The sequence below is a fragment of the Paenibacillus rhizophilus genome, from assembly GCF_003854965.1.
In the GTDB taxonomy this organism is placed as follows: Bacteria; Bacillota; Bacilli; order Paenibacillales; family Paenibacillaceae; genus Paenibacillus_AQ; species Paenibacillus_AQ rhizophilus.
Genome location: NZ_RQPI01000001.1, coordinates 581,078 through 606,863, shown reverse-complemented (window position 1 = coordinate 606,863; position 25,786 = coordinate 581,078). Strand labels below are relative to the sequence as shown.

Sequence of the window (25,786 nt, the reverse complement as noted above, 5' to 3'; positions counted from 1 at the left end):
AATGACCTCCTGAGTTTTTTAATTTAATTTGAACCGCCTAATGAATTTGAACCGCTTCTTTCCATACCAGAAAGTGCTTCTTCAACCTGCCAAATAAAAGATTGATAAAGATGGACAACACCGTAATATAGAGAATGATGCCGTACATTAGCGGCAGTTGATACTTTGTTGTGGCGCTGATATAATACCAGCCCAGTCCTGTGCTGGCCCCGATGACTTCCGAAGCGATAATCATGAAGAAGGATAATTGGGCCGCAATTTCAACGCCGGTGAAGATGTTGGGCAGCGCATACGGCAGGATTACCTTGAGAAAAAGCTCCCGTCTCGTCGCGCCCATCGACCTCGCTGCGCGTATTAGCGAATAGTCGACGGCTCTCGCTCCGGCCATAGTATTGAACAGCAGCGGCCATAGGGTAGCCCAGAATACAACCACCACTTTCTCCGCTGTGCCAATCCCGAAAAAGATCATAAATATAGGAATGATCGCAAATGGATTCAATTTCTCGCACATCCGAAAAAAGGGCAGCAGCAGCTTCTCGGCAGATTGGAAAAATGTTCCCAATATAAAACCTAACGGAAGGGCAACGAGAATGGAAAGAGCGAAGCCCATGCCAACTCTTCCCAGGCTAATCGCCGTTTGTTTAAACAGCATATCGGAGGTTGCCGCTGTCCATAGACTTTTAATAACTTCTGACGGCGGGGCAATTACCCCTTCCGGCACCAGTCCGGCTCCGATTTCCCAGAAGATAAAGAACAGAATAATCGGAATGCTCCCAAAACCAATTTTTCTTATATTTGACCAGAACGAGCTCATGTGTTTAGCTACCTCTCTGTCTATTAAGTCTTCTGATGCTAGACGGTTTGTTCCTCCGCCACCTCTTTCCAGTCAACGATATTCTCTTCCAGAAAATCCAGAATGAAATTCAGCAGCGCTCCGACCGCAGCCACGATCACGGCCCCGAGATAAATCCGTTCGATGAATCCCATGCTCTGTGCATTGTGAATGAGCCAGCCCAGCCCTTTATCAGCACCCATGCTCTCCGCGCCAATCAGCATGAAGAAGCTCATCGTGAGACCTGTACGCATGCCAGTCATAATCGCTGGAAAAGCCGCCGGAAGCACCACCTTGAAAAAAATCTGAATACGGCTGGCATTCATGGCTTTGGCTGCACGAACGAGAAGCGGATCAACCTGGCTTATTCCGGCAATGGACGTGAACAGTATGGGCCAAAAGGACGACCAGAAGATCACCGTATAGATCCCCCCTTCCCCAATGCCGATAATAATGACGAATACGGGAAAGAGAATATAAGGCGGAATCTGGGAAAGAAACAGGGTGAACGGTTTAATGAACCGGGCCAGCCACGGCAGCGCGCCAGCCAGTATAAATCCGAGAGGCAGGGCCAGGAACGTGGACAGTAAGAAGCCTACAAATACCCTTTTCAGACTTATAGCAATATACAGCAGAATATTTACTAGGCCCAAATCCGCTCCAACCTTAATAACTCTGGAAAAAGGAGGGACGAAAACGGCACTGACCCAACCAAGTCTGGGAGCAAGCTCCCAAATAACGATAACTAAAAATAACAGATAGTAGCTTGTCAGCGCATTATGAATCGACTTCAATGCCTTAATCATGTGATAATCAGTCCATTCTGATGGGTGGAATTGATAATTAAGTCTGTAAAAATAACATTTTCTCGTTGTTAGATGAATTCGGTATTGAATACAGAATCAATCTGCAATCCGGTTCTATGAACTCCCCTTTCTCTATAAAAATCGAATCATGATGCCTTCTTACCTTCCTTCGGTTAAGCAGGATTCCAAAGAAAGCAAGAAGGCCGGCCTCACGACCTTTACAGGTCTGGAGTCCGGCCTCTGGTATACCAGTCAGCTTAGTAAAACCTCACTTTGTTTATCGGAATTATATTATTTATCCTAACGGTCGTCTGCTTAACTGTCAACCGTTCATCTCACACTGTCAACAAGCTGTAATAATTTACATTCATTTTCGGAAAAAGAAACTTATTTCACAGACAATAGTCATAATGTGAACAATTTCCCGCTATTGCCGCCCGGCAGCCGGGAACAGGCTTAATTCGGCTCATTATTTTCCCCGTTTGTTATGCCAGATCAGCGCATGAAGCTGCGGGAGAACGCGTGCGGCGTTCATATCGGGATCGGCAATCACCTTATTGAACAGCCATTCCAGCTTGTTCAGCAGACGCGACGAAATGTCGCCTTCCTCCGTAACGTTCTCGTTTCCGGGTTGAAGAAAGAACGGAACGCTGGGATAACGGTGATGAACCCGGGCCGCATAGTTGTAGTCCTCGTCATCAAACACAACAACCTTCAAGCTGTGATTGCCCGTCCCGCTTGTATGAACCCGCTCCATAATGCCGTCCAGCGCTTCCCAATCGGTTGACATCCCCGAGCTAGGCGGCTTCGGACTGATCGTAAGAGCGTCCACCTTCAGAAACCAGTCCTGCCACCGGCTGCCCTGGGTTTCAATCGCCGCCTTGATGCCGCGTTCATGGAGCAGGTCGATCAACTCGGACAGCCCTTCGCCGATCAGCGCCGGATTTCCGCCGGAAATCGTAACGCAATCGAAGCGGTCGCCTCCAAGCTCGGTCAGACCGGACATGATTTCTTCGGCATCCATCATGACCCGTTTGTCTTTACTGCTGCCATCCCATGTAAAAGCGGAGTCGCACCAGGAGCAGCGGTAATCGCAGCCGTACGTGCGGACGAACATCGTCTTGACGCCGATGACCGCTCCTTCTCCCTGGACGGTCGGACCGAACATTTCAATTACCGGAATTTTGGCGCTCATAGGTCGCAGCCTCCATACATCCGGTACGACGGACCCTCTTCGGGGACGTCCTCGGCCAAGACTTCGGCCCAGGCCGTCGGCGTCTCCCACAGCTTGACGGAATACACCGGCAGGTCGCTCGTCTTCAGCGTATAAGCGATGTAGCTGGCCAGATTCTCGGCCGTCGTGCGGAAAGACAGCACCGCCGTCTTCGAGCCGCTCGCCTTAAGGCTCTCCAGAACAGGCTCGTCGCCTTTGGCAAGAAAAGCGTGATCCAGCCGGTCGACGACCTTCTCCTTCACTAACGCTTTGATGTCGCCGAAATCGACGACAAAGCCTTCATCGGAACGTCCCTCTTCTGCGACCGGCTTGCCTTTCAGCACAACCTCCAGCTTATAGGTGTGCCCGTGAACGTTAGCGCATTTTCCTTTATGGCCGACCAGTTGATGCGCCGCATCGAACGAAAAGATTTTACATACCGTAACTTCGCCTCGCATCAGCGGCCCTCCGTCTTTCTAACCTCTTCATATTGCTTAAGCCCGCGGTTACGCAGCTGGCAGGCCGGACATTCGCCGCAGCCGCTCCCTTTGATTCCGTTATAGCAAGTCAGCGTATGCTCGCGGATATAATCGAACTGGCCGAGCTCGTCGGCCATCTGCCATGTTTCTTTTTTATCCAGCCACATCAGCGGGGTATGAATCACGAATTCATAATCCATCGAGAGGTTAAGGGTGACATTCAACGACTTTACAAATACATCCCGGCAGTCCGGGTAACCGCTGAAATCCGTCTGGCATACTCCGGTGACAATATGATGGTATGAGAACTGTTTCGCAAGAATCGCCGCAAACGACAGGAACAGCAGATTCCGCCCGTCGACAAATGTACTAGGAAGCTCTCCGTCCTCTCCCGCTGAAATCTCGATATCCCCGCGTGTCAGGGCGTTCGGGGCCAGTTGGTTCAGCAATCCCAGATCCAGAATATGCTGTTTTACATTGAAATGAGCGGCAATTTCCTTGGCGACTTCAATTTCGGCCGCATGCCGCTGGTTATAGTTAAAGGTCACGACCTGTACTTCTTCAAACTGCTGCAAGGCCCATGCCAGGCATGTTGTGCTGTCCTGCCCGCCGCTGAAGACGACCAACGCTTTTTTGTTCATTCCGAATCTCTCCTTATCGGTTGTCGATTGTCTCCGGGTATAAATCATGATTGATGAGCCGGTGCTCGGCCATGGCCTCATATTTGGTTCCCGGACGGCCGTAGTTGCAGTAAGGATCAATGGAAATGCCGCCGCGCGGGGTGAACTTGCCCCATACCTCGATGTAGCGGGGGTCCATCAGCTTGATCAGATCGTTCATGATAATGTTGACGCAGTCTTCGTGAAAATCGCCGTGATTGCGGAAGCTGAACAGATATAGCTTAAGCGATTTGGATTCGACCATCTTTTGCTCGGGAATGTACGAAATATACAAGGTGGCAAAATCGGGCTGTCCGGTAACGGGACACAGGCTCGTAAATTCCGGACAATTGAACTTCACAAAATAATCCCTGCCCGGATGCTTGTTGTCGAACGTCTCCAGCACCTCGGGATCATAACCGAAGTTGTACTTGGTTCCCTGGTTGCCCAGCAGAGTAACGTCCGGCATTTCTTCTTTCAATCTTCCTTCTGACATAACAAAAAATCCCTCTCTTTTCCTTCGGCATCCTCCGCCGGTATTCGGAAAGAAGAACGAGATTTCATCAAACCTGATCCATGTAGACTAAGAATGTGAAAAATGGACATACCCATCCCGGGCATATCGGATCTTAGTTTTTTATAGAGGGAGTTTGCGAACCTCTCCTGCGAAATGCCGCAGATATCTTCTTCAATTATTATTTATGCGTCTAGAACTATACCATAGGAAGCTCAGGCAAGACAAGACATTAAAAATATGAAGCATGCTTAAAGACGGCTGCTCCGCAAGCGTGACCATAAATAATATAAAGTCATTGGATTTGATATGCCGTATTGACAGGATGCATCATGAAGATATAATAGTTCTATGACTATTGAACAACTTAATGCTTCTGACGAATATCGCGTGCGCATCTTCAAGGCGCTGGCCGACCATACCCGTCTGCAAATCATTCGTACCCTTAAGGGCAGCCTTACGGAACTGAACTGCGGCGAGGTGGGTGAACGCTGTGAAGCTTCCAAATCGAACGCCTCTTATCATTTTCGCACCCTGAGGGAGGCAGGGCTTATTCTTGTAAGAAAGGAAGCTCAGACGAAATACATACAGCTTCATCAAGAGACGTTCGACACTTATTTGCCCGGATTCCTGGATTCCTTGTAATCCGGTTTTTTATAACCATATTGTTCAATAGTTATTAAACTAATGAATTAGGAGGTTTATTATGCAAAAATCCAGTTTGACTCTCTTTTTTCTCATTATGTTCGCCATCGGCACAGATACGTTTCTGATCAGCCCTCTGCTTCCCGTCCTTCGGCAAGAGTTCCATGTATCGACCGCAAGTTCCGGCTGGATGGTCAGCGCCTATGCGCTCGGCTACGCCTTGTTCGCACTGGTGGCGGGCCCGGTGTCCGACCGGCTGAACCGAAAGCATGTCATGATATGCGGGATGGCCGCCTTCTCCCTCTCTACGGGTTTATGCGCCGCCGCCGTCGGTTTCTGGAGCATGGTTCTGTTCCGTTTTCTGGCCGGGGTCAGCGCTGCCGTCGTATCCCCGCAAATCTGGGCTTCCATTCCGGTCCTGCTTCCCAGGGAAAAGATTTTGCAGGGAATGGGCATCGCCACCGCAGGTCTCTCCATCGCCCAGATGCTGGGCCTCCCCATCGGCAGCTTTTTCGCCGCTCATTCCTGGAATCTTCCGTTTATCGTGATCGGGTTGTTTTCCCTCCTCCTGACCTTTCTGATTCCTTTCCTCCTGCCCTCCATTCCGCCCCGCAATCCATCGGCAGACCGTCTTTCTCTCTTAAAGCCATACGCCGGGCTGCTCTCTTCCCGTATTGCGGTTACCGCCTTTGCCGCCTATTTTATTTTTCAGATCGGCAATTTTGCCGCCTTTTCCTTCCTCGGCTCCTGGCTTTCCGGCGATTTCGGCTTAAATGTGGCCCAAATCGGCCAAGTTATGCTGTTCCTAGGTCTCGGCAACATGCTTGGCAGCCTGTTCGGCAGCCGGCTAAGCCAGAAGCTTGGACGCTCCAGAACACTGATTTTGGGCATTCTGGTCAACAGCTTAATGTTTCCGCTGCTCTCGCTGACGGGAAATATTGCCGGCATTGAGGTAGAGCTGATTGTCATCTTTGGAATCGGCGGGATTCTGTTCCCCATCATGATGAGCTCCCTCCAGTCTTTGTCGGATACCGCCCGCGGAACGGTCTCGGCTCTGGCGAACACCCTGATGTATTTTGGAACTACGATAGGCGCCGCGGCCGCCGGCGGGATTTATCAGGCCTCGGGTATATTTCTCGGCGTGACCCTTCTGACTTTACTGTGTTTTGTCCTCTCCGCCTTCCTTTTCCGAAAAAGTGGAGTCGCGGCAACTTAGATGGATTCAATTTGCCATAGCAGGGTAAATTACTGATTAAGACTGACAATGTGGCAAAGGATGGGATCGTTCGATGGAAGAACATGTACAATTGCTTGCCGATTGGCTGAACGGGCATACAGGCGGAACGATTGTTATCGAAAAACAGGAGTTGGAGGATCGCGACAAGATCTATTTTAAATTGGAACGTGTTGATTACCGGGATGCCGATGACGTCATCGACGATTATCTAGACAGCGCGCTCATCCTGCACGGTACAGGCAGCACAATGAACGCGGACGGCGAACTGGTCAGCCTTCCGCTTCAGAGCTACGAGATCGCAGTCAGCGGTCTTGCTTTCACTTCCGCGGATGAGACAAGAGTGCAAGCGCAAACGGATCGGGCGAAATATACGCTTGCGCTTGAGTAAGAGCAAGCAAAAAGCTGCTGGGAACGGGGGTTAGTCTCCCCACGCTCCCAGCAGCTTTTTTTGAAGATTAGAAATGTAGAACAAAGCCGGGAGCCGTCATCACTTTACAGCTCTTCGCCGATAATCTCGACTTCCGTCTCCAGCTCGACGCCGAAACGTCCCTTTACAGTCTCTCTCACATGCTGAATCAGTCCGATATAATCGCTTGCCGTAGCGTTATCCGCATTGATGATGAACCCCGCATGCTTTTTCGATACTTCAGCTCCGCCGATTCTTGTCCCTTGAAGTCCGCTTTCCTGAATCAACTGGCCCGCAAACCGTCCCGGAGGCCGCTTGAAGACACTGCCGCAGGATGGGTATTCGAGCGGCTGCTTGGACTCCCGCATCTCGGTCAGCTTATCCATCGCCGCCTTTATTTCCTCGTAGGTTCCCGGCTTAAGGCCAAAACGGGCTTCCAGAATGAGATAATCGCCGCTGGAGAAGACGCTCTTCCGGTAGCCCCATTTCAGGTCTTCGCCTTCCAGCTTTACGATGGCGCCGGTCTTGTCGATGGCAAGCGCGCTTTGCAGCACATCGGCCACCTCGCCGCCGTAGGCTCCGGCGTTCATGTACAGAGCGCCTCCGACCGTGCCGGGAATGCCGCAGGCAAATTCAAGACCCGTCAATTTCCGCTCAAGCGCGAAACGGGAAGTATCAATAATTTGGGCTCCGCACTGGGCGATGACCACATCGTCCTTAAAGCTGATGTCGCATAATCCGGGCGTTTGCAGAACGATGCCGCGCACGCCTCCGTCCCGGATAATTACGTTTGAACCGTTCCCTAATATGGTAAGCTTAATGCCGTTTCCGGCTGCATATGTAACGACCGCTTGAATTTCCTCGTAAGTGGAAGGCGCAGCCAGAATGTCCGCCCGGCCGCCCATTTTGGTGAAGACATGATCTTTGAGCGACTCATGGCTCTTAATCGTTCCGGACGGAACAAGCCTTTGCAGATCCTCTTCAATTTTGCCGATATCCATGGGTTTGCTCCTTTAGTTGTTATACATATCTTTAGGCAATCCTCACTTTAACAACGAACAGGCTCCCTTGTCAATGACAGGAGCCCGTTAGACGGCGATTATGTTTACGGCAAAGGATTCGTTCAAATTAGATAGCCTTGCGATCAGCCAGGCTGTAGGGCAGACACAGCGGTAATCCCGTCCGCGGATCTTCGACAATATCCGCCTCGATCCCGAACACTTCGCGCAGCACGTCAGGCGTCATAACGTCCACTGGAGCTCCTTCGCTGACTACGGTGCCCGATTTGATCGCAACCATATGATGCCCAAAGCGTGAAGCATGGTTCAAATCGTGTACGACCATAATAATCGTCCGGCGCTCCCGCTCGTTCAGCACTTGCAGAAGCTGAAGCACTTCAAGCTGATGCGCCATATCCAGAAAGGTCGTCGGTTCGTCCAAGAACAAGATATCCGTCTGCTGGGCCAGCGCCATGGCAATCCATGCGCGCTGCCGCTGTCCTCCGGACAGGCGTTCGATCGGCCGGTCGCTGAAATCGCCCATCCCGGTAACTTCAATAGCCGAGGAAATGATCTTCCGGTCTTCCGCGGCGATAGCGCCGAAGCCCTTCTGATGCGGATAACGCCCGTAGCTCACCAGTTCGGAAACGGTCAATCCGTCGGGAGCGGTCGGATTTTGCGGCAGAATCGCGAGCTGGCGGGCAACTTCCTTCGTCGATTGGGTATGAATCGACTTGCCGTCCAGCAGCACGCTGCCGCTGGCCGGCTTCATCAGCCGGGCCATCGTCTTAAGAATCGTCGATTTCCCCGAACCGTTGGCTCCCACCAGAGCCGTAATTTTCCCGGTCGGTATCGACAGGTTGAGATCCTTGACAATCATCGATTCCGCATAACCGATACTTAATTGATTCGCGTTCAAGCGTTCCGTCATAACCATTTCACTCCTTAGTCTTGTCATTTCAAATGATATTGATTATCATTATCTATGTCAACATCAATGTTTGCGATTCCTCGCTTCTGCTTAGTCATGCCAAAAAAGCTGCCGCCGGAGACATTCTCCAGCAACAGCTTTCTGCCAACGGGCAATCAGCCCGATTATTTATTCAAATGATACGGAACCGTCGCAACGACGATATCCTTATGGTTCATGAGATAAGTCCGGATAAATACGCTCGTCTGATTATGCAGGACTGCCTGCCACCAGTGCTTGGTAATAAACTGCGGAATCAGAATCGTAATATGATCCGTCGCAGCATTCTTCCATTCCACCGTATCAATAAATTTAACCAGCGGACGCATGATACTGCGGTACCGGGAGCGAAGCACGATAAGGCGAACTCCGGGGTTCCATTCCTCCCACTTCATCTCCATCTTGCGGATTTCTTCTTCGTCGAAGCCTACATAGACGGCGACCACATTATTGGTTAACGATTTGGCATAGCTGATCGAATGAAGCACCGCACGCGTTACGGCGGATACCGGGATAACAATTGTGCTTCCTTTAATACATGGCTTATCCTTATCCAACTGAATCCGGAGCTGGTCTGCCGTATTCATATAGTGACGATGAATGCGGAAGAAAATAAGCATAACGATTGGCAGGAAGATGAAAGCCACCCATACGTTCGAGAATTTGGTAATAATGAAGATAAGCGTAATGGTAAGGGTAGTCAGCATTCCGACCGTATTCACGGCAAATTTGGTCCGCCAGCCGGCCGGCTTCAGCTTAAACCAGCGAATCATCATGCCAAGCTGGGACAGAGTGAACGGAATAAATACGCCTACGGCATAGAGCGGAATCAGATTTCCGGTTTCTCCGTGAAACGCAGCAACGAGCAGACAAGAAGCCACTCCCAGGAAAATAATGCCGTTGGAGAAGCCGAGACGGTCGCCGCGGACCATAAAAGCATGTGGCATGTACTTGTCTTTAGCCAGCATGAACGACAGCAGCGGGAAGGCGGAGTAGGCCGTATTGGCCGCCAGGAACAAGATGACCGCCGTTATCGCCTGAATACAGTAGTACAGGACACCCCGTCCGAAGGTCGATTCGGCAATTTGCGAAACCACCGTTTCATTGGTGTTTGGGGTAATACCGTACCAGTAAGCCAGCAGTGTTATGCCGGTAAACATGAATCCCAGAATCAAACCCATCATCATGAGGGTTTTGGCGGCATTTTTTTCCGCTGGGGCCTTAAAGTTCGGAATGGCATTCGATACCGCTTCGACACCGGTTAACGCCGAACAGCCGGAGCTGAAGGCCTTAAGCAGCAGGAACAGACTGACATTGGACACCGCACTGCCGATTTCTGGAACAGCGGCATGACCGCCGCCCGCCGCATATTTGACCAAACCGGAGACGATCAGAACCACGATAGACAAGACGAACAAGTATACCGGGACGGCAATGAAAGAAGCCGACTCGGTCACGCCGCGAAGATTGATAATAGTCAAAATTATGATTACCGTGACCGCAATCGCCACGGTATGGTCGTGCAAATTCGGAAACGCCGAAGTGATCGCATCCGTACCTGCCGAGGCGCTAACTGCAACCGTCAGGATGTAATCCACAAGCAGGGAACCGCCAGCGAGCAGTCCCGTGGAAACTCCGAGATTATCCTTGGCTACGATGTAGGCTCCCCCGCCTTGAGGATAAGAGAAAATCGTCTGCCGGTAGGATAAAATCAGAATTGCCAGTAATCCCAGTACCGCGAGGGCAATCGGTAAAGAATACCAGATGGCCGTAAAACCTGCTGCTATCAGCACGATCAAAATCTGTTCCGTTCCGTATGCGACGGACGAAAGTGCGTCCGATGACAGAACGGCAAGTGCCTTCACTTTGGTTAACTTTTCCTGGTCGAGTTCGGTTGATTTTCTGGGACGACCGATCAATAGTCGTTTTACTCTGCTTACCATTTGGATACAGTTCCTCTCTTTGTTGAGTTGAAACGGTAATACCGCGCGCCGTTTTCAGTGGTGGATTTTCATAAATAAGGGCACAAAAATAAGCATACGGATATGACCGCATGCTTATGCATGATCATTATCCCACTGTAGCTTACGAGGTTAGCTGGCGGATTCGGACTGTGGAAGCCCTACGGACCGGATTAACTTCCCGGCACCGATTCACCCCGTTGACCGCTGGGCGGTCAAGTTGGTTCCCCCGTTTTTCCATTTGGAAAATTCAGCGCATATTCAACTACTCACAAGGTCTAATATTAGTCTATATTGCCATAGTCGTAAACAGTGAAAATGATGAAAAAGAAATGAAAAACGGACTAATTCACGCAAATTCCCATCAAGAGATAATCGTGTCGTTCATTATCTTGTATTATCCCTGCAGCACGGGTTTTTATGTCCATTACGGAAAAAAACTTCCCCGCTACGAGTTGTTTCCGTCCTCCGCCTCTTCCGTTTCCTCCTCCTCGCGCGCTCTGGCGTTCCACAGCATCAGGGCTATAAGGATAAAAGCCGTCAGCGCCAGCAGCGGGATCGTAATGAAACCGAAAAAATTTAGATAATCTTTCGTGCAGGGCACACCGATGGTGCAAGGAAGTACTTTGCCTAAAGCCGGAATTTTCTGCTCCGCGTAATGATACAGCGATATGCTGCCCCCTATAACGCTAAGCGGAAGCACGTAAGGAACAATACGCTTATCATTCCGGTAGGTCGCTATGCCAAGAAGAAGCACCTGCGGGTACATGAAAATCCGCTGGAACCAGCAGAGCTTGCAGGGTTCGTATTTCAACACCTCACTTAGGTAGAGGCTGCCGGCTGTGGCAACCAAGGATACAAACCAGGCCAGGTAGAGACCATGCCGACTTAAGAAGCCGGAGGATGATTTCATTCCGTCTCAACCGCCTTTGCCGCCGTCTCAATCTCCTTGGCGATCGCGTCGAGATTGAAAGGCTCATTGGCCTTTATACCATTAATAAACAGCGACGGTGTACTTCTAACACCGCTGTCCTTTGCGGTCGCGTTATCTCTAGCCAATTCATCCTCATAAGTACGCTCTTGAATGTCCTTGCGCAGCAGATCGTAATCGACGTCAAGCTGTTCTTTTTGCGCAAGCTCAACCAGGAAATCTTCGGTTGCCCACTCGGTCTTCTCGTCCCCCTGATTGGCATACAACGCATCGTAATATTTCCAGAACGCTTCTCTGTTCTGATGGTAAACCGACAGCGCCGCCAAGGAAGCGGTCTCGGAATCGGGCCCGATGAAGGTCATATTGACGAAATACAGGGCGGCCTTGCCTTTTTCGATATAATCCTTCACTAGCTGCGGCTTGACAACGCCGGAGAATTGGGCGCAGGCCGGGCATTTATAATCTCCGAACTCCACCAGCTTGACGGGCGCATCCGCCGCTCCCAATCTTGGAAGTTCATCGTACGGAAAACCCGGGTTGCCCGTGTTTTTGGAAGCCAATACAAACATCGCAGCGAAAAGAACGACCACGAGCAGGATCGCTCCTAGTAAAAGGATACGTGTTTTCTTCTTCTGCCGTTCCTGTTCGGCCCGCCGCTTTTCTTGGGCCAGGGCCGGGGAGGCTGTGCTGCTTTTTTTCGATTTGCTCAAGGTTATAATTCCTTTCTGTCCTGCCGGACCGGAGTAATGGCATGAAGACATAGTGCAGAAAAATTATATAATCATTGAACTCGCTTTGGCAAACAGGACGGCTTCCTGCTCTGGTACTCTTTAAAAATTCCGCAGCAATGAAAAGGGCGCCTCTAGAGCCGTTGGCTTTAGGGGCACCCTTGGACAAATAATATAAGTGCTGCGCGCTTATCCGTTTGACTGATGAAACTGCGAGAAAAGAATGCCGCCATTAAGAAACAGCTCAATTGGGCAGAATTCAGTCATTCTTTCAGGCTCCCGCTTCTTCCGCCAGCGGCTGAACTTTCAGGAGCTTAATGCGTGAGATTCGTTTATTATCCGTCTCCTCAATGATGAACAGATGATTCTCGTACTCAACGAACTGCCCTTTGTTAGGGGGATTGACTTCAAGTCTGGAATACACCCAGCCGCCAATCGTGTCGTAATCCTCCGTTTCCAGATGCATATCGAACCTGCTGTTCACTTCTTCAATAAGCAGCAGGCCGTCCAGAGAGTACTCCTCTTCGCCGAGCTTCTCGACACCCGCGCGCTCCTGGTCGAATTCGTCCTGGATTTCGCCGACGATCTCTTCCATGATATCCTCAAGCGTGACCAGTCCCGAAGTTCCTCCATACTCATCGATCAAAATTGCAATTTGCGTCTTTGCTTTTTGCATCGTTTTCAGCAGAGCGCTGATTTGAATCGACTCGGGTACCGTAAGAATGGGACGAATCAGCTCGTGAAGGTTCATCGTATTTTCCCGGATCAAATCCTTCATGTGAATAAATCCGATAATATGATCCTTATCGCCCTCGCATACCGGATACCGCGTCCGCATGCCTTCAAAAGCGATTTGCAAATTTTCCTGGACGGATGAAAGATTGCTAAGGCAGATCATTTCCGTCCGTGGAATCATGATTTCCCTGGCCGTGGTGTCCGCAAATCCGAAAATATTGTCCACCAGTGCCATTTCGGTATTATTGATCAGTCCGCTCTTATTGCTCTCCTGCATTATAATCCGGATCTCTTCTTCCGTATGCGCGGTCCCCATCTCGGAAACAGGCGCCAGCTTGAACATTCGCAAAAGTCCTTGCGCCAGCCCGTTAACCCCCCATATAAAGGGGTACATCAGCTTGTAAAAGGCGCCCATAGGTCCCGCAGTCATCAGCAGCACCGTTTCGGCCTTGTTAACCGCGATGGACTTCGGAGCCAATTCACCAAGCACAATATGAAGAACGGTGATGAATAAAAAGGCAAGGATTACGGAACATACATGCACCGCCGCACCGCCAAGCCCGAATCCGGACATCAGCGGTGACAACAGCGCCGCGATGACAGGCTCTCCGAGCCAGCCCAGAGCCAGCGAAGCCAGTGTAATGCCAAGCTGGCAGGCCGAGAGGTACGCGTCCATATTGCGGATGATTCCCTGCGCCGACAGCGCTCTTTTGCTGCCTTCCTCAGCCAGTGAATCGATCCGCCCTCCGCGCGCTTTGACCATCGCGTACTCCACAGAGACGAAAAATCCGTTTAACAGCACCAAAAGAATAATCAGACCAACTCTCAATAATCCGGGTAAAGGGTCGCTCAAATTTTACTCCTACCCGTCGTATTCTTAGGCCGGCGGGTAGGCCCACCTCCTTCGTTTTATCCAAATATAGACGTCCGACTTGGCAGCCATACCTTTCTCTACATATTTCCCAATAGACTCAGCTCCTTGATTATTCCGGGTATAAAGATATTCATTATTATATAAATATATCCGCCATTCCCGCAAGCATGCGCGTTTGTTTCAGAAAAAGACGGCTTAAATCCATTCCGGCCACCCGCTCGGAATAAATAAAAAGGTCCCGAGCCGTTAGCCCGGGACCAACTTATATTTAGCATTAATTACGGGTAACCGGCGGATTTCCGGTGACACCCGGGTACTGGTAAGTAAGAGGCTGGTCAAAGGTCGCATAGTCCAGATTGACCATCAGCAGGATAGTTCGCTGGCCGGTCGACGGATCGCTGATGATGATATGATCCCGTCCCGCGGCTTCCAGCACGCCTTTGAAGACTTTGGCATTCCATTGGCTGTTGTTTTCGTAGGTCATATAAAACGTGCCGACTTTGCCCAGATTGAGCCGGAGAATATTTTCGATGTAGGATTGCTCGAAGACGGGCTGCTGGGTTGGAACGACGGCTCCCGACGGCGTCATCGGGCTTCCGCTCGTTACTTGGGGCGGGACGCTTCCGCCAACAGGCATTCCGGACCCAACCGGCATTCCGGGCCCAGCCGGCATTCCAGATCCAACCGGCATACTGGAAGACATGCTTCCGTACGAATACGTAACGGGACGGTAAGGCTGCATAATCATGAATCATAACCTCCTAAATAATGAAATCGTTTAGTAAACGGTAGGACAATCCGCTGCGCTGGGTCTAAAAAAGCAGTGCGCTTTAAAACGTCCGGTGTTCGTCTGGTTATACCAGGTACCTGGGCAGTTGCCGACGGGTCGGAAAAACCAGAGCGCGTTGGAGGCGGGATGCGTTCTTTCGCCGGCGATGGCGCGTTTGGCGAGGCGGATATCCCTTTCTCTGGCGCGCTGATAGAAATACCCTTTCGTGATTGCTTCATATCCGCCCGGACTTTGAAATACCATGTCGTTCATCGAGCGAATGTTTCTAAAATCCAGACAATTACTTAGTATCCGGTTGACTCCGACATTGCCCACCATAAGCATGCCGAGATCTCCATCCTCCTCCGCTTCCGCCCGCATTAGCCGGGCCAGAACTTTCTGGTCTTCCGAATTCGTCTTGATGACGGCCACGCGCTTTCCTCCTTCAATTAGCCAAATGAGAGGCAGTCGTTCTTGATTGCACGTTGTATTGTATGTGCGAACGCCCAAGTGGTGACTTTTACCGGTTATTTTTTATCATGCTGGATGGGTTCAAGGTTCATATATCATCTTGCGGGTCATACCTCCGTCGATGACGAGCTGAGCGCCGGTAACAAATCGGTTGTCCGGAGAAGTCAAATACAGACAGGCCTTGGCGATGTCCCCGGGAACGCCGACCCGTCCCGCAGGATGCTGGTTATGATCTATTTCCCTGAGCTCGCTGTAATCCCCCGTTTCGATCCATCCCGGCAGGATGCAGTTGACCGTAATACCGTCTTTGCCGAGGGTAACCGCCATCGCATGGGTCAGTGAAGATATGGCCCCTTTGGAGGCGGCGTATGCTTCGGTGTCCGGCTCGGACATCAAGGCGCGGGTAGAGGAAATATTCACGATAGCTCCTCCATCCGGATTATTCCGCATCACTTTGGCCGCTTCGCGCGCCATCAAAAAGCAGCCGCGGGCGTTCGTATTCATCACTTTATCCCAATCCTCTACGGACAACTCATAAAATTTCGCGGTATGCGCGCTTGCGATCCCTGCGTTATTAATCAGGATATCGACGCTTCCGAAGGCTTGTACCGTTTGCCGGACCACTGCCGCAACATACGCCTCCCTGCTGACATCGCAGGATAAATAGAGCGCCTTTCCTCCCTCCCGCCGGATATCTTCCGCGGTTTTTTCGCCTATTTCCCTTTTAAGCTCCGCAATGACCACTTGCGCGCCCTCAGACGCATAGGCCATGGCGACCGCCCTGCCGATTCCCCGGCCCGCTCCGGTTACCATAACCGTTTTATTTTTATAATTCATAGACTTTCACTCCATTTCTATAATTACGTCCGCAAACAAGAAGAAACGCCTGACGGCGTCCTATTTTGTAATATATCCCCTGAACCCGCTTGACGGAAACAGAGGATACCCTTAAATTTTTACAATTTGGAAAAAGATTTGACCTAACGTTCTTCCACCGCGGAATAATGGGGCTCCCGCTTGAACCCGTGGTACCTTGTACCCTGGTAGGTCAGCCGTCCCCTGTCGCGCTCGGCGCTGATCCCGTATTCGCTTCCGTTCACTTTGAACTCCACCCGTTCTCCGTCATCGAATTCAAAGGTCAAATAATAGATCATCGTCGTATGGGCAACGTTTCCCTCTTCCGGGGGTTTCTGTCTGATCTCGCTGCGCTTGGATACAATGTGGGCAGGGACGGTTAGAACGGGCATCCGGTTGTTCCTGCTCCACACAAGCAGCCCTCTGCCGGCCGAAATGGCTACAATGCCTATCATCACGACAAAAAAGATCGGTAATACCGTTCCGGCAAAATCAAACATCCATGATGGGTCCGGCCCCAAACTCATAACTGATTCCCCCTCGCCTCCCGTATTCCACCCGCCGGGCAAACCGGTCAACTCGGGCTTCCTTACATTATATGCCCATACTTTTACAGCATACTTGCCACTTCAAGACCTAAACACCTCCCGAGAGGCATTCGCTTTGAATCCGCAACAAAAAGACCGCCAAATTCTCCGGATTCCGGAAAACTAGCGGCCTTTATCTTTGCTGAAGGTGGTTATGTTATGCATGCACCAGGTCCAGGAAGCGTTTCGTTTCATCTTCTTGCTCCTGAATCATTCCGTTCTCTGCCCAGCAAGCTTTGCATTGTTCTTCCGTCTCGCACAGGTAAGCATCCTCACAGTTATAACATAATTGCAGAAGGTTTTTGGTTACAAAATCCGTTTCAAATGTTTTCATATTAATCTCTCCTGTTCGATATTTAAGTTTGTGAAAATTTGAACGTTCTTTCTATGTGTTAAATATATCACAGGATAAATCGTAGTTAATGTGATTTTTTTCACATTTAATAAGAAATTTTAAATAAGTTTTTCATTGTTTATTTTCTTTGCAAATGGCGGCGGCATTCTATTGCAGACATGACGTTTCTTGTAAAAAAGCGTGCGGCTCCTCATCCCTGGGGATTCGAATACGCACGCTTCATATCACATGACGCGCCAATTGATGCCGCCATTGGTCGTCTGCAGCAAAATTGAACGCTTGTCCATGCTTTTTTCGATCAGCAGCCATCCGACCTCTTTCGAAACAAACTGCAGCTTGACAATCTCCGGAAATTCAGTCAACTTCGATATCAGAACGCTGCTGGACGGCAGTGCTTTCCAGCTCTTCCCCTGATTGGTCGTTCGGTATAATAAGCTTCCGTTAAAGATCCAGCCGTCATTGACATTCAGAAAGGTCGGAGGCACATTCTCATTCTCGCCGGTTCGGATTCCGAGATTAAACTCCACTAATTTCCAATTTCTGCCGCCATTGGCGGTGAAGTAACCATTATAGACGGTCCCCTCAACGTCCTTCTTAGTGCTGGCTACCGGAATCCAGCCGGTTTCGGCACCGAAGAATTCCGGCTTCCCCAAAATAACATTATCGTAATTCTTGAAAACGCCGATATCCGGCAAGGCTTGATCCTCTCTCCAGCTGGCCCCGCCGTCAACGGTACGATACAGTCTAGGGCTCTTCGACCGATTCAGCGTAATCAAGCCGATGTCGCTGTCCTGGAACACCAAGCCTCCGGCCACGCCGACAACCGGGAGCGCCGGATGGGGAGAGTTCGGGGAATACTGGTCATTTTGCATAACGGTCTTCCAGGTCGCGCCTCCGTCCTCCGTCATGAACAGCGCCTTGCTCTCGCGACTCTCCTCGGTGTCCCAGGTCGCCATTAGCCATCCTTTCAGCGGCGACGCAAAATAAGCCGAAGAAATGCTGCTACCCTGGCTGAGCGATGAGATCTTCCAGCTCTTCCCCCCATCCCTGGTGCGCAGCACAATGGTCTCCATCATTCCGAATGCCTGCCGTATAATCCAACCGTTATCGGGGTCCGTGAAAAAGATATCCTGGCCATACACGGGATTCGATGAGAACTGGACGGCGGAAGCTGGGGAAATATTGGTCCACGTCTTTCCGTTGTCCCGGGTCAAGTAAAGGCGCAATGCATTTTTGGTCACGCCCCAGGCCAGTCCTTCCGATTCGCTGAGCAGCTGAAAGTCGGTTAAACGTGTCTGAATCTGATATTTCGACGATTTTGCCGAGTCGATGTTGGCCGCATCGGGTGTGATCAGGGTAATCGTCTGCCCTTCTTCCGGCTTCTCCGTTGGGAGCGGCTGCGGCGAGGGCTCCGGCGGGGGAGATGAACAGGATGCCAGGATCAGCGCAGCCGGAAGAACGACGGATAACTTTCTCAGATGCTTCAGGCATACAGCCAGAAAAGGCAAAGCTCTCTCTCCTTTCGGTATTTTAGTTATAGGAACCTATTATTTCAAACGGCTATCGTCTCCGTTCAGCAGACTGCTGCGGTATCCGTACAGGGCGTAAATCATCAATCCGACGACAAGCCAGATAAAGAAGCCGATCCAGGTCTCCTTGCCGAGATTGTACATTAAATAGGCGCAGGCCGCCGCGCTGAGAAGCGGAATCGCCGGAACCCAAGGTACCGTAAAGCCGCGTTTAAGACCGGGCTGGGTGCGCCGCAGCACGATAACGCCGAGCGAGACGACAAGAAAGGCAAACAACGTTCCGATGCTCGTCAGGTTGGCCAGCCGGTCAAGGGGAACAAATCCCGTCAGAACGGCGATTACGCCGCCTACCATCCAGGTGCTGCGGACAGGCGTATGCGTCTTGGAGCTGACTCTGGACAAAGCTTTCGGCAGCAAGCCGTCGCGGGAGATCGCAAACAGCAGCCGGGTTTGACCGAACAGCATCACGAGCAGCACGGTGGTCATGCCGGCAATCGCGCCGACGGAGATAAGGCCTGCAATCATATCTTGTCCGGCGAACCGCAGGGCAAAAGACACCGGATCGCTGACATTCAGGCTCCGGTACGGAACGATGCCGGTCAGAACGAGCGAAACGGCAATGTACAGCACAGTGCAAATGGCCAGCGAGGAAATGATCCCGATAGGCAAATCCCGCTGCGGTCGCTTCACCTCTTCGGCGGCGGTGGACAGCGCGTCAAATCCGATATAGGCAAAGAACACGGTCGCCGCGCCATTCATGATTCCATGAAAGCCGAAAGGCATAAATGGCGTCCAGTTCTCGGGCTTCACATAAAAAATACCGGTGAAAATAAACAGCAGCACGACCGCGATCTTGACGACGACGATCACTTCATTGAAGCGCGCCGTCTCTTTCACTCCCCGGGTCAGTAAAGAGGAGATCAGCAGAATGATGACTACTGCCGGCAAATTGATAAAGGTGCCCTCGTCTGCATTATACGCCCCCGATAAAGCGGTCGGCAAATGTACGCCGAAGCCTTCCAGCAGCCCCTGGAAATAACCCGACCAACCGCTGCTTACCGCGGCGGCGGCCACTCCGTATTCCAGCACCAGATCCCAGCCCAGAATCCAGGCAAGCAGCTCGCCGAATGCAACATAGCTGTATGCGTAGGCGCTGCCAGAAACCGGTATTGTCGAGGCAAACTCGGAGTAGCAGAGCGCCGACAGGACACAGGCCAAGCCGGCAATGACGAAGGAAAGAACAAGTGCCGGACCGGCGTGCTCGGCGGCGGCCACGCCCGTCATAACGAAAATGCCGGTGCCGATAATGGCGCCGACGCCAAGCGCCGTTAAGTCAAAGGCGCCCAAAGTCTTGCTCAATTTGCTTGCGCCAATCTCTTGGGGAGCGGCGAGCGGTTTTTTGCGAAATAGATTCATGCTGTAATTCTCTCCAGTCTCAGATGTTAGGTTAGGGGGAAGTATTCACAATTTACAAACTTGCTAGTCCCGCTGCCGTATAGACGCCCGCTTTTCTTCCGTTCGCAGCGGCTTGGGTTACGGCAAAGATGAGATCGGGCCCGGGACGCACCTTCCCAGATTTTCGTTGTTGGTTCCCGTTATTAATGGGTAATGGATTAAATAACGGGTTCTTGAAAAGACTATCGAATGAGGCTATGATGGTTAAGATTGGACAAGAAAAATTCACATTTTCGAAGGAGATGGAAATATGGCCCCCCCTTTCAAACCTAACCGGGTCGTCGTTATCGGCACCGGTGCCGTTGGTACGACCACCGCTTACACCCTGCTGCTGCGCCGCCGCATGCCCGAACTCGTATTAATTGACGTCAACCACCAAAAGGCGCTTGGCGAAGCCCTTGACATGAACCACGGGATGCCTTTTGTAGGCGGAGTAAAGCTGTGGGCCGGAACCTACGAAGACTGCCGCGACGCGGACATTATCATTGTAACCGCGGGGGCTTCCCAAAAGCCCGGCGAGACGCGCATCGACCTGCTGCGCAAAAATATTTCGATTTTCCGGGATATTATCCAAAAGATTACGAAATATAATTCGCACGCCATTCTGTTGATTGCAACCAATCCTGTCGATATTCTTTCTTATGCCACTTTGAAAATCAGCGGCTTCGACCGCAGGCGCGTCATCGGGTCCGGCACCGTGCTGGACAGCGCCCGCTTCCGTTATCTGATCGGGAAGCACAAAGAGATCGACCCGCGGAGCATTCACGGTTCCATCATCGGCGAGCACGGCGACTCCGAGGTTCCCGTATGGAGCCTGGCCAACATCAGCGGCGGCATTGATCTCGGCTTTAGTGATGAGACCCGCCAGGAGATTTACGAAAATACAAAAAACGCCGCCTATGAAATCATTAACGCCAAAGGAGCGACCTCCTATGCCATCGGGCTTGCGCTGGATCGGATCGTGGAGGCCATCCTCAGCAATGAAGGCGCCGTCCTGAACGTTTCAACGCTGCTTAACAACTATAATGGCGTATCGGACGCCTTCCTCGGCGCACCATGCATTGTGGACCGTTCTGGTGTTCGCGAAGTGCTGCAGCTGCCGCTGAGTGACGAAGAACGGAATTTATTCCAGCAGTCCGCCGAGAAGCTTAAAGCCGAAATCGCAAAACTGGAGCTGTAAGTCAAGCTCAATTGAAGCAGGACGCGCACAAAGAAGAAGCCACCAAGCGTTAAACAGCCGGCGGCTTCTTTTGCGTTCGACTTCCCGGATGATTCTTTATTCTTCGCGGGGTTCCCCGTCGTCCTCCGTCCATTTCTTCTCCTTCAGGCGTTCCGAGAGCCGGTCAAACGGCTCAGGCTGAAGCAGCTCCACAGGCGAAAATCCTTTATCAAAAGTAAAAGAAGAGCCTTCGATCACAAGCGCATAACGGTCGCCAAGCGTGGCGATATGGATCTTGTCCCCGTAATCCGCCAAAAATCCTTTGACATAGGTGTCGCCGATTTTGAATTTCAGCTCGATTTCCGGCTTGATGTCGATAATCCGCGCCGCCGCCTCGATGACTTCCTCAGGCTCCCACTTGTGCTGGATATCTCGCTTCTCGCTTGCCGCCCAAAGCTCCAAATCCCGCTCGGTCTGCTGGCGTTCCTCATGGGATTCGTCCGGCCACTTCGTCTCCACATAGCTCTGCACGTACTCCATGACCTGATCGTTCACAATCTCGGGAATCGACTGCTCGTAGGTGACGAACTTCAGAAAATCCTCGAAATAACGGGCATGCGAAGATTGGTGGATCTTGAGCTCCCACTCCTCCACCATGCCTTCCTCCAGCATATAAGGATACTGGATCGACTTCATATTGCGGGCGCTGATCGCCATTTCCACTTCGCTGATCAGACTGCGCTCATCGGATATACGGGCGATTTTGGACTCGAAATCGCATTTCATGATGAACACGAACGGGTCGTCGCCATGGGTGCGCAGGACAGCCTGGGAAACAATAAGCGCTCCCCCGCGAACGGCGCTCGTGTCGAGATAGCTTCGGACCAGATCATCGCCGAAATTGTGAAAGGATTCCACGTCTTCCGCCGCGCGTAGCCGCGTCAGCTGATTAAAGTTAGGATTGCTGTCAAGGTCGTACCCCGGCTCCACAAGAAAGCGTCCGATCTTGGTCGGCGCCTGCTCCGAGTTCGGATTTTTCTCCACCTTTCGCTTGGCTGTCCGCGTAAACTCCCCGTCCAGAAACTTCTTGATCTCGCTGTGCTCATACTCTTCTTCATCCAGCGTTTGGTAATGCTTGTACGATTTCGCGCCTTGTCCTTCATTTCCTTCTACCTGAATCACATAAAAGGACAGAAATTGGACATTGAATTTCATGTCTGCAACCTCATTTCCATGTTAACCGTTGATCGGCGTTCTTGTCACCAATATCTTTCACAGTGGTGTTAATTTAATGTTATGTTTTAGAGGTGGAGCTGCAGGCGGGACATGGCTTCTTCTTTTTCCTTGTCCGTAATATGGGTGTACACCGTCGTTGTCTGAATAGAGGAATGTCCTAGCAATTCCTGAACGGTCCGTAAATCCGCACCCTTACGCAGCAGCATCGTGGCGAAGGAGTGCCGAAGCTTATGGCTGGAAAAAGAACGCCGGTAGGCAGCCGGAGTTCCGCTCTGGAAGCGCTGAAAGGTCTCGGCGGCAATGCCCTGAATGGCGCGGATCGAGAGGCGGCGGCCTTTTTGGGAGATGAACATCGCTTCTTCCCTGCTTCCGCGCCAGGGCGTCAGCCGTTCCTCCAGCGCATGGTCCAGATAAGGGGCGACATCCCCCGGCACGGGAACATTGCGCCATTTGCGCCCTTTACCGAATATGCGCAGCGTGCGCCGTTCCGGATGATAATCTCCCAAATCAAGCGTATGTACCTCCCCAACGCGCAGCCCCATATAAGCCATCAGCAGAAAAATGGCTAAATTGCGTTCTTTGTACTTGCCGTCCACATTAGCCAGAAAGAGCCGCATATCGTCCTCGTCCAAATAGACCGGGTCCCGGTTTTTCTCGGTCTTGGACTTTTTGATGCCCGCCGCGGGATTGCCGGTCAACAGTTCAAGTTCGATCAGCGATTTGAAGAAGCAGCTGACCGAGGCGTGCTTGCGGTTCCTAGTGGCGTCGCTTACTCCGCGTTCGCGCATCGAGGTAAGGAAGGAGATGACGTGCAGCTTTTTGACGTTATCCAGCTTCTTGCCGTTCAGACTGATTAAGAACTGCCGGATATCGGCCAGATACGATTTTCGGGTATACGGCGTGTAACCCGCATCCTTCATCCAGACGATAAAGGCTTCGAGTTCTTCTTCATACTCCAGCAGAGCTTCGTCCATGCGGATTCCCTCCTCCCCTTTTCCGACCACTTATTATAGCAGATATTAACTTAGCCGTGAACGCCTTGGCGCTGCCACCCCGACGCATGCTTCCGAACCGTTTCCATAAATGCTTCGAGCGCCGGTGACTTCCATTTTTTGCGGTGATATGCAACCTGAGTCGCCACCCGCTGGGATTCGTCATCCCAGTTCAGCCGCGCCATCGTTCCGTCCGCGAGTTCTTTTTGCACCGTAACCAGCGGCAAAAAGGAAATGCCCAGACCGGCCATAACGCACTGCTTGATCGCTTCGATGCTCCAGAATTCCAGCTTCGGGTCCGGGTACACTCCATGCGTATTCAAATGCTGCTCAAACAGCAGCCGGTACGAACAGCCCGTCTCGGTATGCAGAATCGTCTCCTCTTTAAGATCGGACGGATCGACTGCGGCAAGGTGAACCAGCCGGTGATTCACCGGCGCAACCAGCGCCATTTCCTCCTGCACCAGCGTCTCGATATGCAGATCCTTGTCGTCCTGTTCGGGCTGCAGCAAAAAAGCCAAATCCACCTCGCCCGACCGGATCATTTCCCGCAAATCCCAGCAGAAACCGGGTTTGAGAATCATCTCAACTTGGGGATACCTTTCTCTGTATTCGCGAATGATGCCGGGGAGCCGAAAGGCCGCCAGAGATTCAGGCCCGCCGATCTTAAGCGATCCGCCGATGCCGCTTTGCGAGCGCAGTGCGTTCTCAGCCATGGCATGCATTTTGGATATCTCCTGGGCATATGGCAGAAGACGGCGTCCGGCGTCGGTCAGGGTGATTCTTTTGCCGATCCGGTTAAACAGCGGTTGACCCAGTTCGCTTTCCAAAGCTTGAATTTGCGCCGTAATGCTGGATTGGGCGTAATCGAGCTTCTGGGCGGCCCGTGTGAAGCTCCCAGTTTCCACCACGACCAAAAAAGTAAAAAGATGACGGGATTCCATCGACATGCACCCTTCCATCGGAATTTTGAATGGATGTCATCTAAACATTCCGTTTTTCCAATAGGACTATTATCTGATACTCTTTAACAAAAGACAAGAATGACAAGAAAGGCTGGATGATTTTAATGAAGGAATCTAATTCGCTGCAAAACCATATCGGGATGCCGCAGGCGATCGCTCTATATATCGGTGCGGTGCTCGGATCGGGGGTGCTTATCGTGCCTGGACTGGCGGCGGAAATGGCGGGGCCCGCTTCGCTGCTCTCTTGGGGATTCATGACGCTGCTAATTCTGCCGATGGCGCTCTCAATGGGCCTGCTCTCCGCCAAATTTCCGAACGCCGGCGGTGTGTCTCATTTCGTAACGCTTGCTTTCGGGGAACGCGCCGGCACGCTGGTCGGCTGGTTCTTCCTCATGTCCGTGCCGATTGGCGCTCCCGTAGCCGCCCTGACCGGAGCGGGCTATATGTCCGCCGCCATGGGCTGGGGCGAACCGGCGCGAATCGCGCTGGCCGCCGCGATCCTGGTTACCGGGCTCGGCATGAACTGGGTCGGCATGCAGCTCGCCGGGAAAGTGCAAATCGCCGTCGTGCTCGCCATCGTTGCCGTGCTCGTCTTCGCTTTTTCCGCAGCGCTGCCGCGGATGGACAGCACCGCCTTTACCCCGTTTGTCCCGCACGGCTGGATGAACGTCGGCAAGGCAACGGCGATTCTGTTCTGGTGCTTTATCGGCTGGGAAGCGGTGTCCCATCTGTCCGAGGAGTTCAAGGACCCGCAGCGCGCAGCGGTCAAGGGGGTTACCATCGCCGCCATTGTTGTCGGCGCGCTGTATTTCTTGACGGCGCTGGCTGTGGTCGGCACCGAAAGCTACCTTAAAGGAAGCTCCTCCTCGCTGGTCTGGATGATCAGCCGGCCGCTTGGGCAATGGGGCGGGCTAATCGCCGGACTCACGGGTCTGTTCATCTGCACCGCCACAATTATAGCTTATGCCGGCGCCGCTTCAAGGGTCGCCTACTCGATGGCGCGCCAGGGCCACGCCCCGGGGTGGATGGGCAGGATGTCCAGCCGTTTTCATACGCCGATCGGCGCGCTGGCCTTCCTCCTGCTGTGCTTTACAACGGTTCTTACGCTTTACGGCAGCGGCCTTGTTTCGCTGACGACCCTGATTACGTTTCCGAATGCCACCTTCATCCTGACCTATATCGGGGGGTGCGCGGCTGGAATCCGGCTGCTCAAGGGCAACCGGTTCGGGGTTGCCATCAGCTGGATTTCCTTTGCCGCGACTGCGGCCGTGTTTCCTTTTACGGGCATGGCGATTGCCTATCCTTGCATCATCATTGCCTTTTATTTCGCCTTCACCTTCTACAAGAAGCAGAAGACTGCCTTTAAGGCACAATCCGCTCCGGTTAAATGTCCCGAACAGCGGACCGAAGTTTCCTGAAATAGCT

27 protein-coding genes and 2 riboswitches are annotated in these 25,786 nt (G+C 51.9%); of the genes, 5 read left to right on the top strand and 22 right to left on the bottom strand.

All coding sequences use genetic code 11. The annotated features are described in order from the left end of the window. Nucleotides 1-37 precede the first annotated feature (37 nt). From EH198_RS02870 to queF, 6 genes are all read right to left on the bottom strand, one after another. Nucleotides 38-814 (bottom strand): ABC transporter permease, encoded by a 777-nt coding sequence (locus EH198_RS02870; RefSeq protein ID WP_124694030.1) that lies wholly within the window; start codon nt 812-814, stop codon nt 38-40. A 38-nt stretch (nt 815-852) separates the two neighbouring features. After that, nucleotides 853-1,638: an ABC transporter permease gene (locus EH198_RS02865; RefSeq protein WP_124694029.1), complete on the bottom strand. Its 786-nt coding sequence runs from the start codon at nt 1,636-1,638 to the stop codon at nt 853-855. Nucleotides 1,639-2,107: 469 nt separating this feature from the next. Further along, nucleotides 2,108-2,833 carry a 7-carboxy-7-deazaguanine synthase QueE gene (gene queE / locus EH198_RS02860; protein ID WP_124694028.1) on the bottom strand — a complete coding sequence of 242 codons (726 nt, stop codon included), beginning with the start codon at nt 2,831-2,833 and terminating at the stop codon, nt 2,108-2,110. Next, a complete protein-coding gene (gene queD, locus EH198_RS02855) occupies nt 2,830-3,309 on the bottom strand; it encodes a 6-carboxytetrahydropterin synthase QueD (protein WP_124694027.1) in 480 nt (159 codons plus the stop codon). The genes queE and queD overlap by 4 nt, the downstream gene beginning before the upstream one ends. Continuing rightward, nucleotides 3,309-3,971, bottom strand: coding sequence for a 7-cyano-7-deazaguanine synthase QueC (queC, locus tag EH198_RS02850; protein ID WP_124694026.1), 663 nt, complete (start codon nt 3,969-3,971; stop codon nt 3,309-3,311). Before queC ends, queD begins: the two co-directional genes overlap by 1 nt. Nucleotides 3,972-3,984: 13 nt before the next feature. Then, a complete protein-coding gene (queF, locus tag EH198_RS02845) occupies nt 3,985-4,485 on the bottom strand; it encodes a preQ(1) synthase (RefSeq protein WP_124694025.1) in 501 nt (166 codons plus the stop codon). A gap of 132 nt (nt 4,486-4,617) precedes the next feature. Continuing rightward, nucleotides 4,618-4,656: riboswitch (PreQ1 riboswitch) on the bottom strand. Nucleotides 4,657-4,854: 198 nt separating this feature from the next. Between queF and EH198_RS02840 the strand changes: the two genes are divergently transcribed. The 3 genes from EH198_RS02840 (at nt 4,855) to ymzB (ending at nt 6,773) form a co-directional block, all read left to right on the top strand. Then, nucleotides 4,855-5,148, top strand: a complete 294-nt coding sequence (locus EH198_RS02840) for an ArsR/SmtB family transcription factor (protein ID WP_124694024.1) — start codon at nt 4,855-4,857, stop codon at nt 5,146-5,148. 61 nt (nt 5,149-5,209) lie between these two features. After that, a complete protein-coding gene (locus EH198_RS02835) occupies nt 5,210-6,364 on the top strand; it encodes an MFS transporter (protein WP_246014066.1) in 1,155 nt (384 codons plus the stop codon). 73 nt (nt 6,365-6,437) lie between these two features. Next, entirely contained in the window at nt 6,438-6,773 is a 336-nt protein-coding gene (gene ymzB, locus EH198_RS02830; protein ID WP_124694023.1) for a protein YmzB, read from the top strand. 104 nt (nt 6,774-6,877) lie between these two features. On the opposite strand, the gene murB is transcribed toward ymzB, so the two are convergent. The 13 genes from murB to bcaP form a co-directional block, all read right to left on the bottom strand. After that, nucleotides 6,878-7,792, bottom strand: coding sequence for a UDP-N-acetylmuramate dehydrogenase (gene murB, locus EH198_RS02825; protein WP_124694022.1), 915 nt, complete (start codon nt 7,790-7,792; stop codon nt 6,878-6,880). 127 nt (nt 7,793-7,919) lie between these two features. Beyond that, nucleotides 7,920-8,720 carry an ABC transporter ATP-binding protein gene (locus EH198_RS02820; protein ID WP_124694021.1) on the bottom strand — a complete coding sequence of 267 codons (801 nt, stop codon included), beginning with the start codon at nt 8,718-8,720 and terminating at the stop codon, nt 7,920-7,922. Between the two features lie 164 nt (nt 8,721-8,884). Next, complete coding sequence (locus EH198_RS02815; RefSeq protein ID WP_124694020.1) at nt 8,885-10,702, bottom strand: APC family permease; 1,818 nt, start codon at nt 10,700-10,702, stop codon at nt 8,885-8,887. 124 nt (nt 10,703-10,826) lie between these two features. Beyond that, a riboswitch (cyclic di-AMP (ydaO/yuaA leader) is annotated at nt 10,827-10,986 on the bottom strand. Between the two features lie 182 nt (nt 10,987-11,168). Further along, complete coding sequence (locus tag EH198_RS02810; protein WP_124694019.1) at nt 11,169-11,633, bottom strand: disulfide oxidoreductase; 465 nt, start codon at nt 11,631-11,633, stop codon at nt 11,169-11,171. After that, a complete protein-coding gene (locus EH198_RS02805) occupies nt 11,630-12,361 on the bottom strand; it encodes a DsbA family protein (protein WP_124694018.1) in 732 nt (243 codons plus the stop codon). Before EH198_RS02805 ends, EH198_RS02810 begins: the two co-directional genes overlap by 4 nt. Before the next feature lie 289 nt (nt 12,362-12,650). Next, nucleotides 12,651-13,967, bottom strand: coding sequence for a hemolysin family protein (locus EH198_RS02800; protein WP_124694017.1), 1,317 nt, complete (start codon nt 13,965-13,967; stop codon nt 12,651-12,653). Between the two features lie 295 nt (nt 13,968-14,262). Beyond that, nucleotides 14,263-14,736, bottom strand: coding sequence for a spore coat protein GerQ (gene gerQ / locus EH198_RS02795; RefSeq protein ID WP_185702722.1), 474 nt, complete (start codon nt 14,734-14,736; stop codon nt 14,263-14,265). Between the two features lie 30 nt (nt 14,737-14,766). Beyond that, the gene (locus EH198_RS02790) at nt 14,767-15,189 is read right to left on the bottom strand and encodes a cell wall hydrolase (RefSeq protein WP_124694016.1); all 423 of its coding nucleotides are present in this window, start codon (nt 15,187-15,189) and stop codon (nt 14,767-14,769) included. A gap of 120 nt (nt 15,190-15,309) precedes the next feature. After that, a complete protein-coding gene (locus EH198_RS02785) occupies nt 15,310-16,065 on the bottom strand; it encodes an SDR family NAD(P)-dependent oxidoreductase (RefSeq protein ID WP_124694015.1) in 756 nt (251 codons plus the stop codon). A 143-nt stretch (nt 16,066-16,208) separates the two neighbouring features. Next, nucleotides 16,209-16,610 (bottom strand): DUF2500 domain-containing protein, encoded by a 402-nt coding sequence (locus EH198_RS02780; protein ID WP_379310039.1) that lies wholly within the window; start codon nt 16,608-16,610, stop codon nt 16,209-16,211. Nucleotides 16,611-16,827: 217 nt separating this feature from the next. Beyond that, a complete protein-coding gene (locus EH198_RS24465; RefSeq protein WP_185702721.1) occupies nt 16,828-17,004 on the bottom strand; it encodes a hypothetical protein in 177 nt (58 codons plus the stop codon). Nucleotides 17,005-17,249: 245 nt separating this feature from the next. Next, nucleotides 17,250-18,533 (bottom strand): WD40/YVTN/BNR-like repeat-containing protein, encoded by a 1,284-nt coding sequence (locus EH198_RS02775; RefSeq protein WP_185702720.1) that lies wholly within the window; start codon nt 18,531-18,533, stop codon nt 17,250-17,252. 39 nt (nt 18,534-18,572) lie between these two features. Further along, on the bottom strand, nt 18,573-19,970 hold the full coding sequence (bcaP, locus tag EH198_RS02770) for a branched-chain amino acid transporter BcaP (RefSeq protein ID WP_124694013.1): 1,398 nt from the start codon (nt 19,968-19,970) through the stop codon (nt 18,573-18,575). Between the two features lie 289 nt (nt 19,971-20,259). Here bcaP and EH198_RS02765 point away from each other — a divergent pair, with 289 nt between their 5' ends. Beyond that, on the top strand, nt 20,260-21,189 hold the full coding sequence (locus EH198_RS02765; RefSeq protein WP_124694012.1) for an L-lactate dehydrogenase: 930 nt from the start codon (nt 20,260-20,262) through the stop codon (nt 21,187-21,189). A 96-nt stretch (nt 21,190-21,285) separates the two neighbouring features. On the opposite strand, the gene EH198_RS02760 is transcribed toward EH198_RS02765, so the two are convergent. The 3 genes from EH198_RS02760 to EH198_RS02750 all read right to left on the bottom strand — a co-directional run bounded on the left by EH198_RS02760 (nt 21,286) and on the right by EH198_RS02750 (nt 24,340). Then, entirely contained in the window at nt 21,286-22,383 is a 1,098-nt protein-coding gene (locus tag EH198_RS02760) for a DUF3900 domain-containing protein (protein WP_124694011.1), read from the bottom strand. Nucleotides 22,384-22,469: 86 nt separating this feature from the next. Then, nucleotides 22,470-23,378 carry a tyrosine-type recombinase/integrase gene (locus EH198_RS02755; protein WP_124694010.1) on the bottom strand — a complete coding sequence of 303 codons (909 nt, stop codon included), beginning with the start codon at nt 23,376-23,378 and terminating at the stop codon, nt 22,470-22,472. Between the two features lie 50 nt (nt 23,379-23,428). Then, entirely contained in the window at nt 23,429-24,340 is a 912-nt protein-coding gene (locus EH198_RS02750; RefSeq protein ID WP_124694009.1) for a LysR family transcriptional regulator, read from the bottom strand. Between the two features lie 125 nt (nt 24,341-24,465). On the opposite strand from EH198_RS02750, the gene EH198_RS02745 reads away from it, so the two are divergent. Next, complete coding sequence (locus EH198_RS02745) at nt 24,466-25,779, top strand: APC family permease (protein WP_124694008.1); 1,314 nt, start codon at nt 24,466-24,468, stop codon at nt 25,777-25,779. Nucleotides 25,780-25,786 lie beyond the last annotated feature (7 nt).

What these genes read in the sequence shown, in the direction of transcription:
- EH198_RS02870 (WP_124694030.1), bottom strand. Translation starts at nt 814, where the DNA reads ATGAGCTCGTTCTGGTCAAATATAAGAAAAATTGGTTTTGGGAGCATT.
- EH198_RS02865 (WP_124694029.1), bottom strand. Translation starts at nt 1,638, where the DNA reads ATGATTAAGGCATTGAAGTCGATTCATAATGCGCTGACAAGCTACTAT.
- queE (WP_124694028.1), bottom strand. Translation starts at nt 2,833, where the DNA reads ATGAGCGCCAAAATTCCGGTAATTGAAATGTTCGGTCCGACCGTCCAG.
- queD (WP_124694027.1), bottom strand. Translation starts at nt 3,309, where the DNA reads ATGCGAGGCGAAGTTACGGTATGTAAAATCTTTTCGTTCGATGCGGCG.
- queC (WP_124694026.1), bottom strand. Translation starts at nt 3,971, where the DNA reads ATGAACAAAAAAGCGTTGGTCGTCTTCAGCGGCGGGCAGGACAGCACA.
- queF (WP_124694025.1), bottom strand. Translation starts at nt 4,485, where the DNA reads ATGTCAGAAGGAAGATTGAAAGAAGAAATGCCGGACGTTACTCTGCTG.
- EH198_RS02840 (WP_124694024.1), top strand. Translation starts at nt 4,855, where the DNA reads ATGACTATTGAACAACTTAATGCTTCTGACGAATATCGCGTGCGCATC.
- EH198_RS02835 (WP_246014066.1), top strand. Translation starts at nt 5,210, where the DNA reads ATGCAAAAATCCAGTTTGACTCTCTTTTTTCTCATTATGTTCGCCATC.
- ymzB (WP_124694023.1), top strand. Translation starts at nt 6,438, where the DNA reads ATGGAAGAACATGTACAATTGCTTGCCGATTGGCTGAACGGGCATACA.
- murB (WP_124694022.1), bottom strand. Translation starts at nt 7,792, where the DNA reads ATGGATATCGGCAAAATTGAAGAGGATCTGCAAAGGCTTGTTCCGTCC.
- EH198_RS02820 (WP_124694021.1), bottom strand. Translation starts at nt 8,720, where the DNA reads ATGACGGAACGCTTGAACGCGAATCAATTAAGTATCGGTTATGCGGAA.
- EH198_RS02815 (WP_124694020.1), bottom strand. Translation starts at nt 10,702, where the DNA reads ATGGTAAGCAGAGTAAAACGACTATTGATCGGTCGTCCCAGAAAATCA.
- EH198_RS02810 (WP_124694019.1), bottom strand. Translation starts at nt 11,633, where the DNA reads ATGAAATCATCCTCCGGCTTCTTAAGTCGGCATGGTCTCTACCTGGCC.
- gerQ (WP_185702722.1), bottom strand. Translation starts at nt 14,736, where the DNA reads ATGATTATGCAGCCTTACCGTCCCGTTACGTATTCGTACGGAAGCATG.
- EH198_RS02785 (WP_124694015.1), bottom strand. Translation starts at nt 16,065, where the DNA reads ATGAATTATAAAAATAAAACGGTTATGGTAACCGGAGCGGGCCGGGGA.
- EH198_RS02780 (WP_379310039.1), bottom strand. Translation starts at nt 16,610, where the DNA reads ATGAGTTTGGGGCCGGACCCATCATGGATGTTTGATTTTGCCGGAACG.
- EH198_RS24465 (WP_185702721.1), bottom strand. Translation starts at nt 17,004, where the DNA reads ATGAAAACATTTGAAACGGATTTTGTAACCAAAAACCTTCTGCAATTA.
- bcaP (WP_124694013.1), bottom strand. Translation starts at nt 19,970, where the DNA reads ATGAATCTATTTCGCAAAAAACCGCTCGCCGCTCCCCAAGAGATTGGC.
- EH198_RS02765 (WP_124694012.1), top strand. Translation starts at nt 20,260, where the DNA reads ATGGCCCCCCCTTTCAAACCTAACCGGGTCGTCGTTATCGGCACCGGT.
- EH198_RS02760 (WP_124694011.1), bottom strand. Translation starts at nt 22,383, where the DNA reads ATGAAATTCAATGTCCAATTTCTGTCCTTTTATGTGATTCAGGTAGAA.
- EH198_RS02755 (WP_124694010.1), bottom strand. Translation starts at nt 23,378, where the DNA reads ATGGACGAAGCTCTGCTGGAGTATGAAGAAGAACTCGAAGCCTTTATC.
- EH198_RS02750 (WP_124694009.1), bottom strand. Translation starts at nt 24,340, where the DNA reads ATGGAATCCCGTCATCTTTTTACTTTTTTGGTCGTGGTGGAAACTGGG.
- EH198_RS02745 (WP_124694008.1), top strand. Translation starts at nt 24,466, where the DNA reads ATGAAGGAATCTAATTCGCTGCAAAACCATATCGGGATGCCGCAGGCG.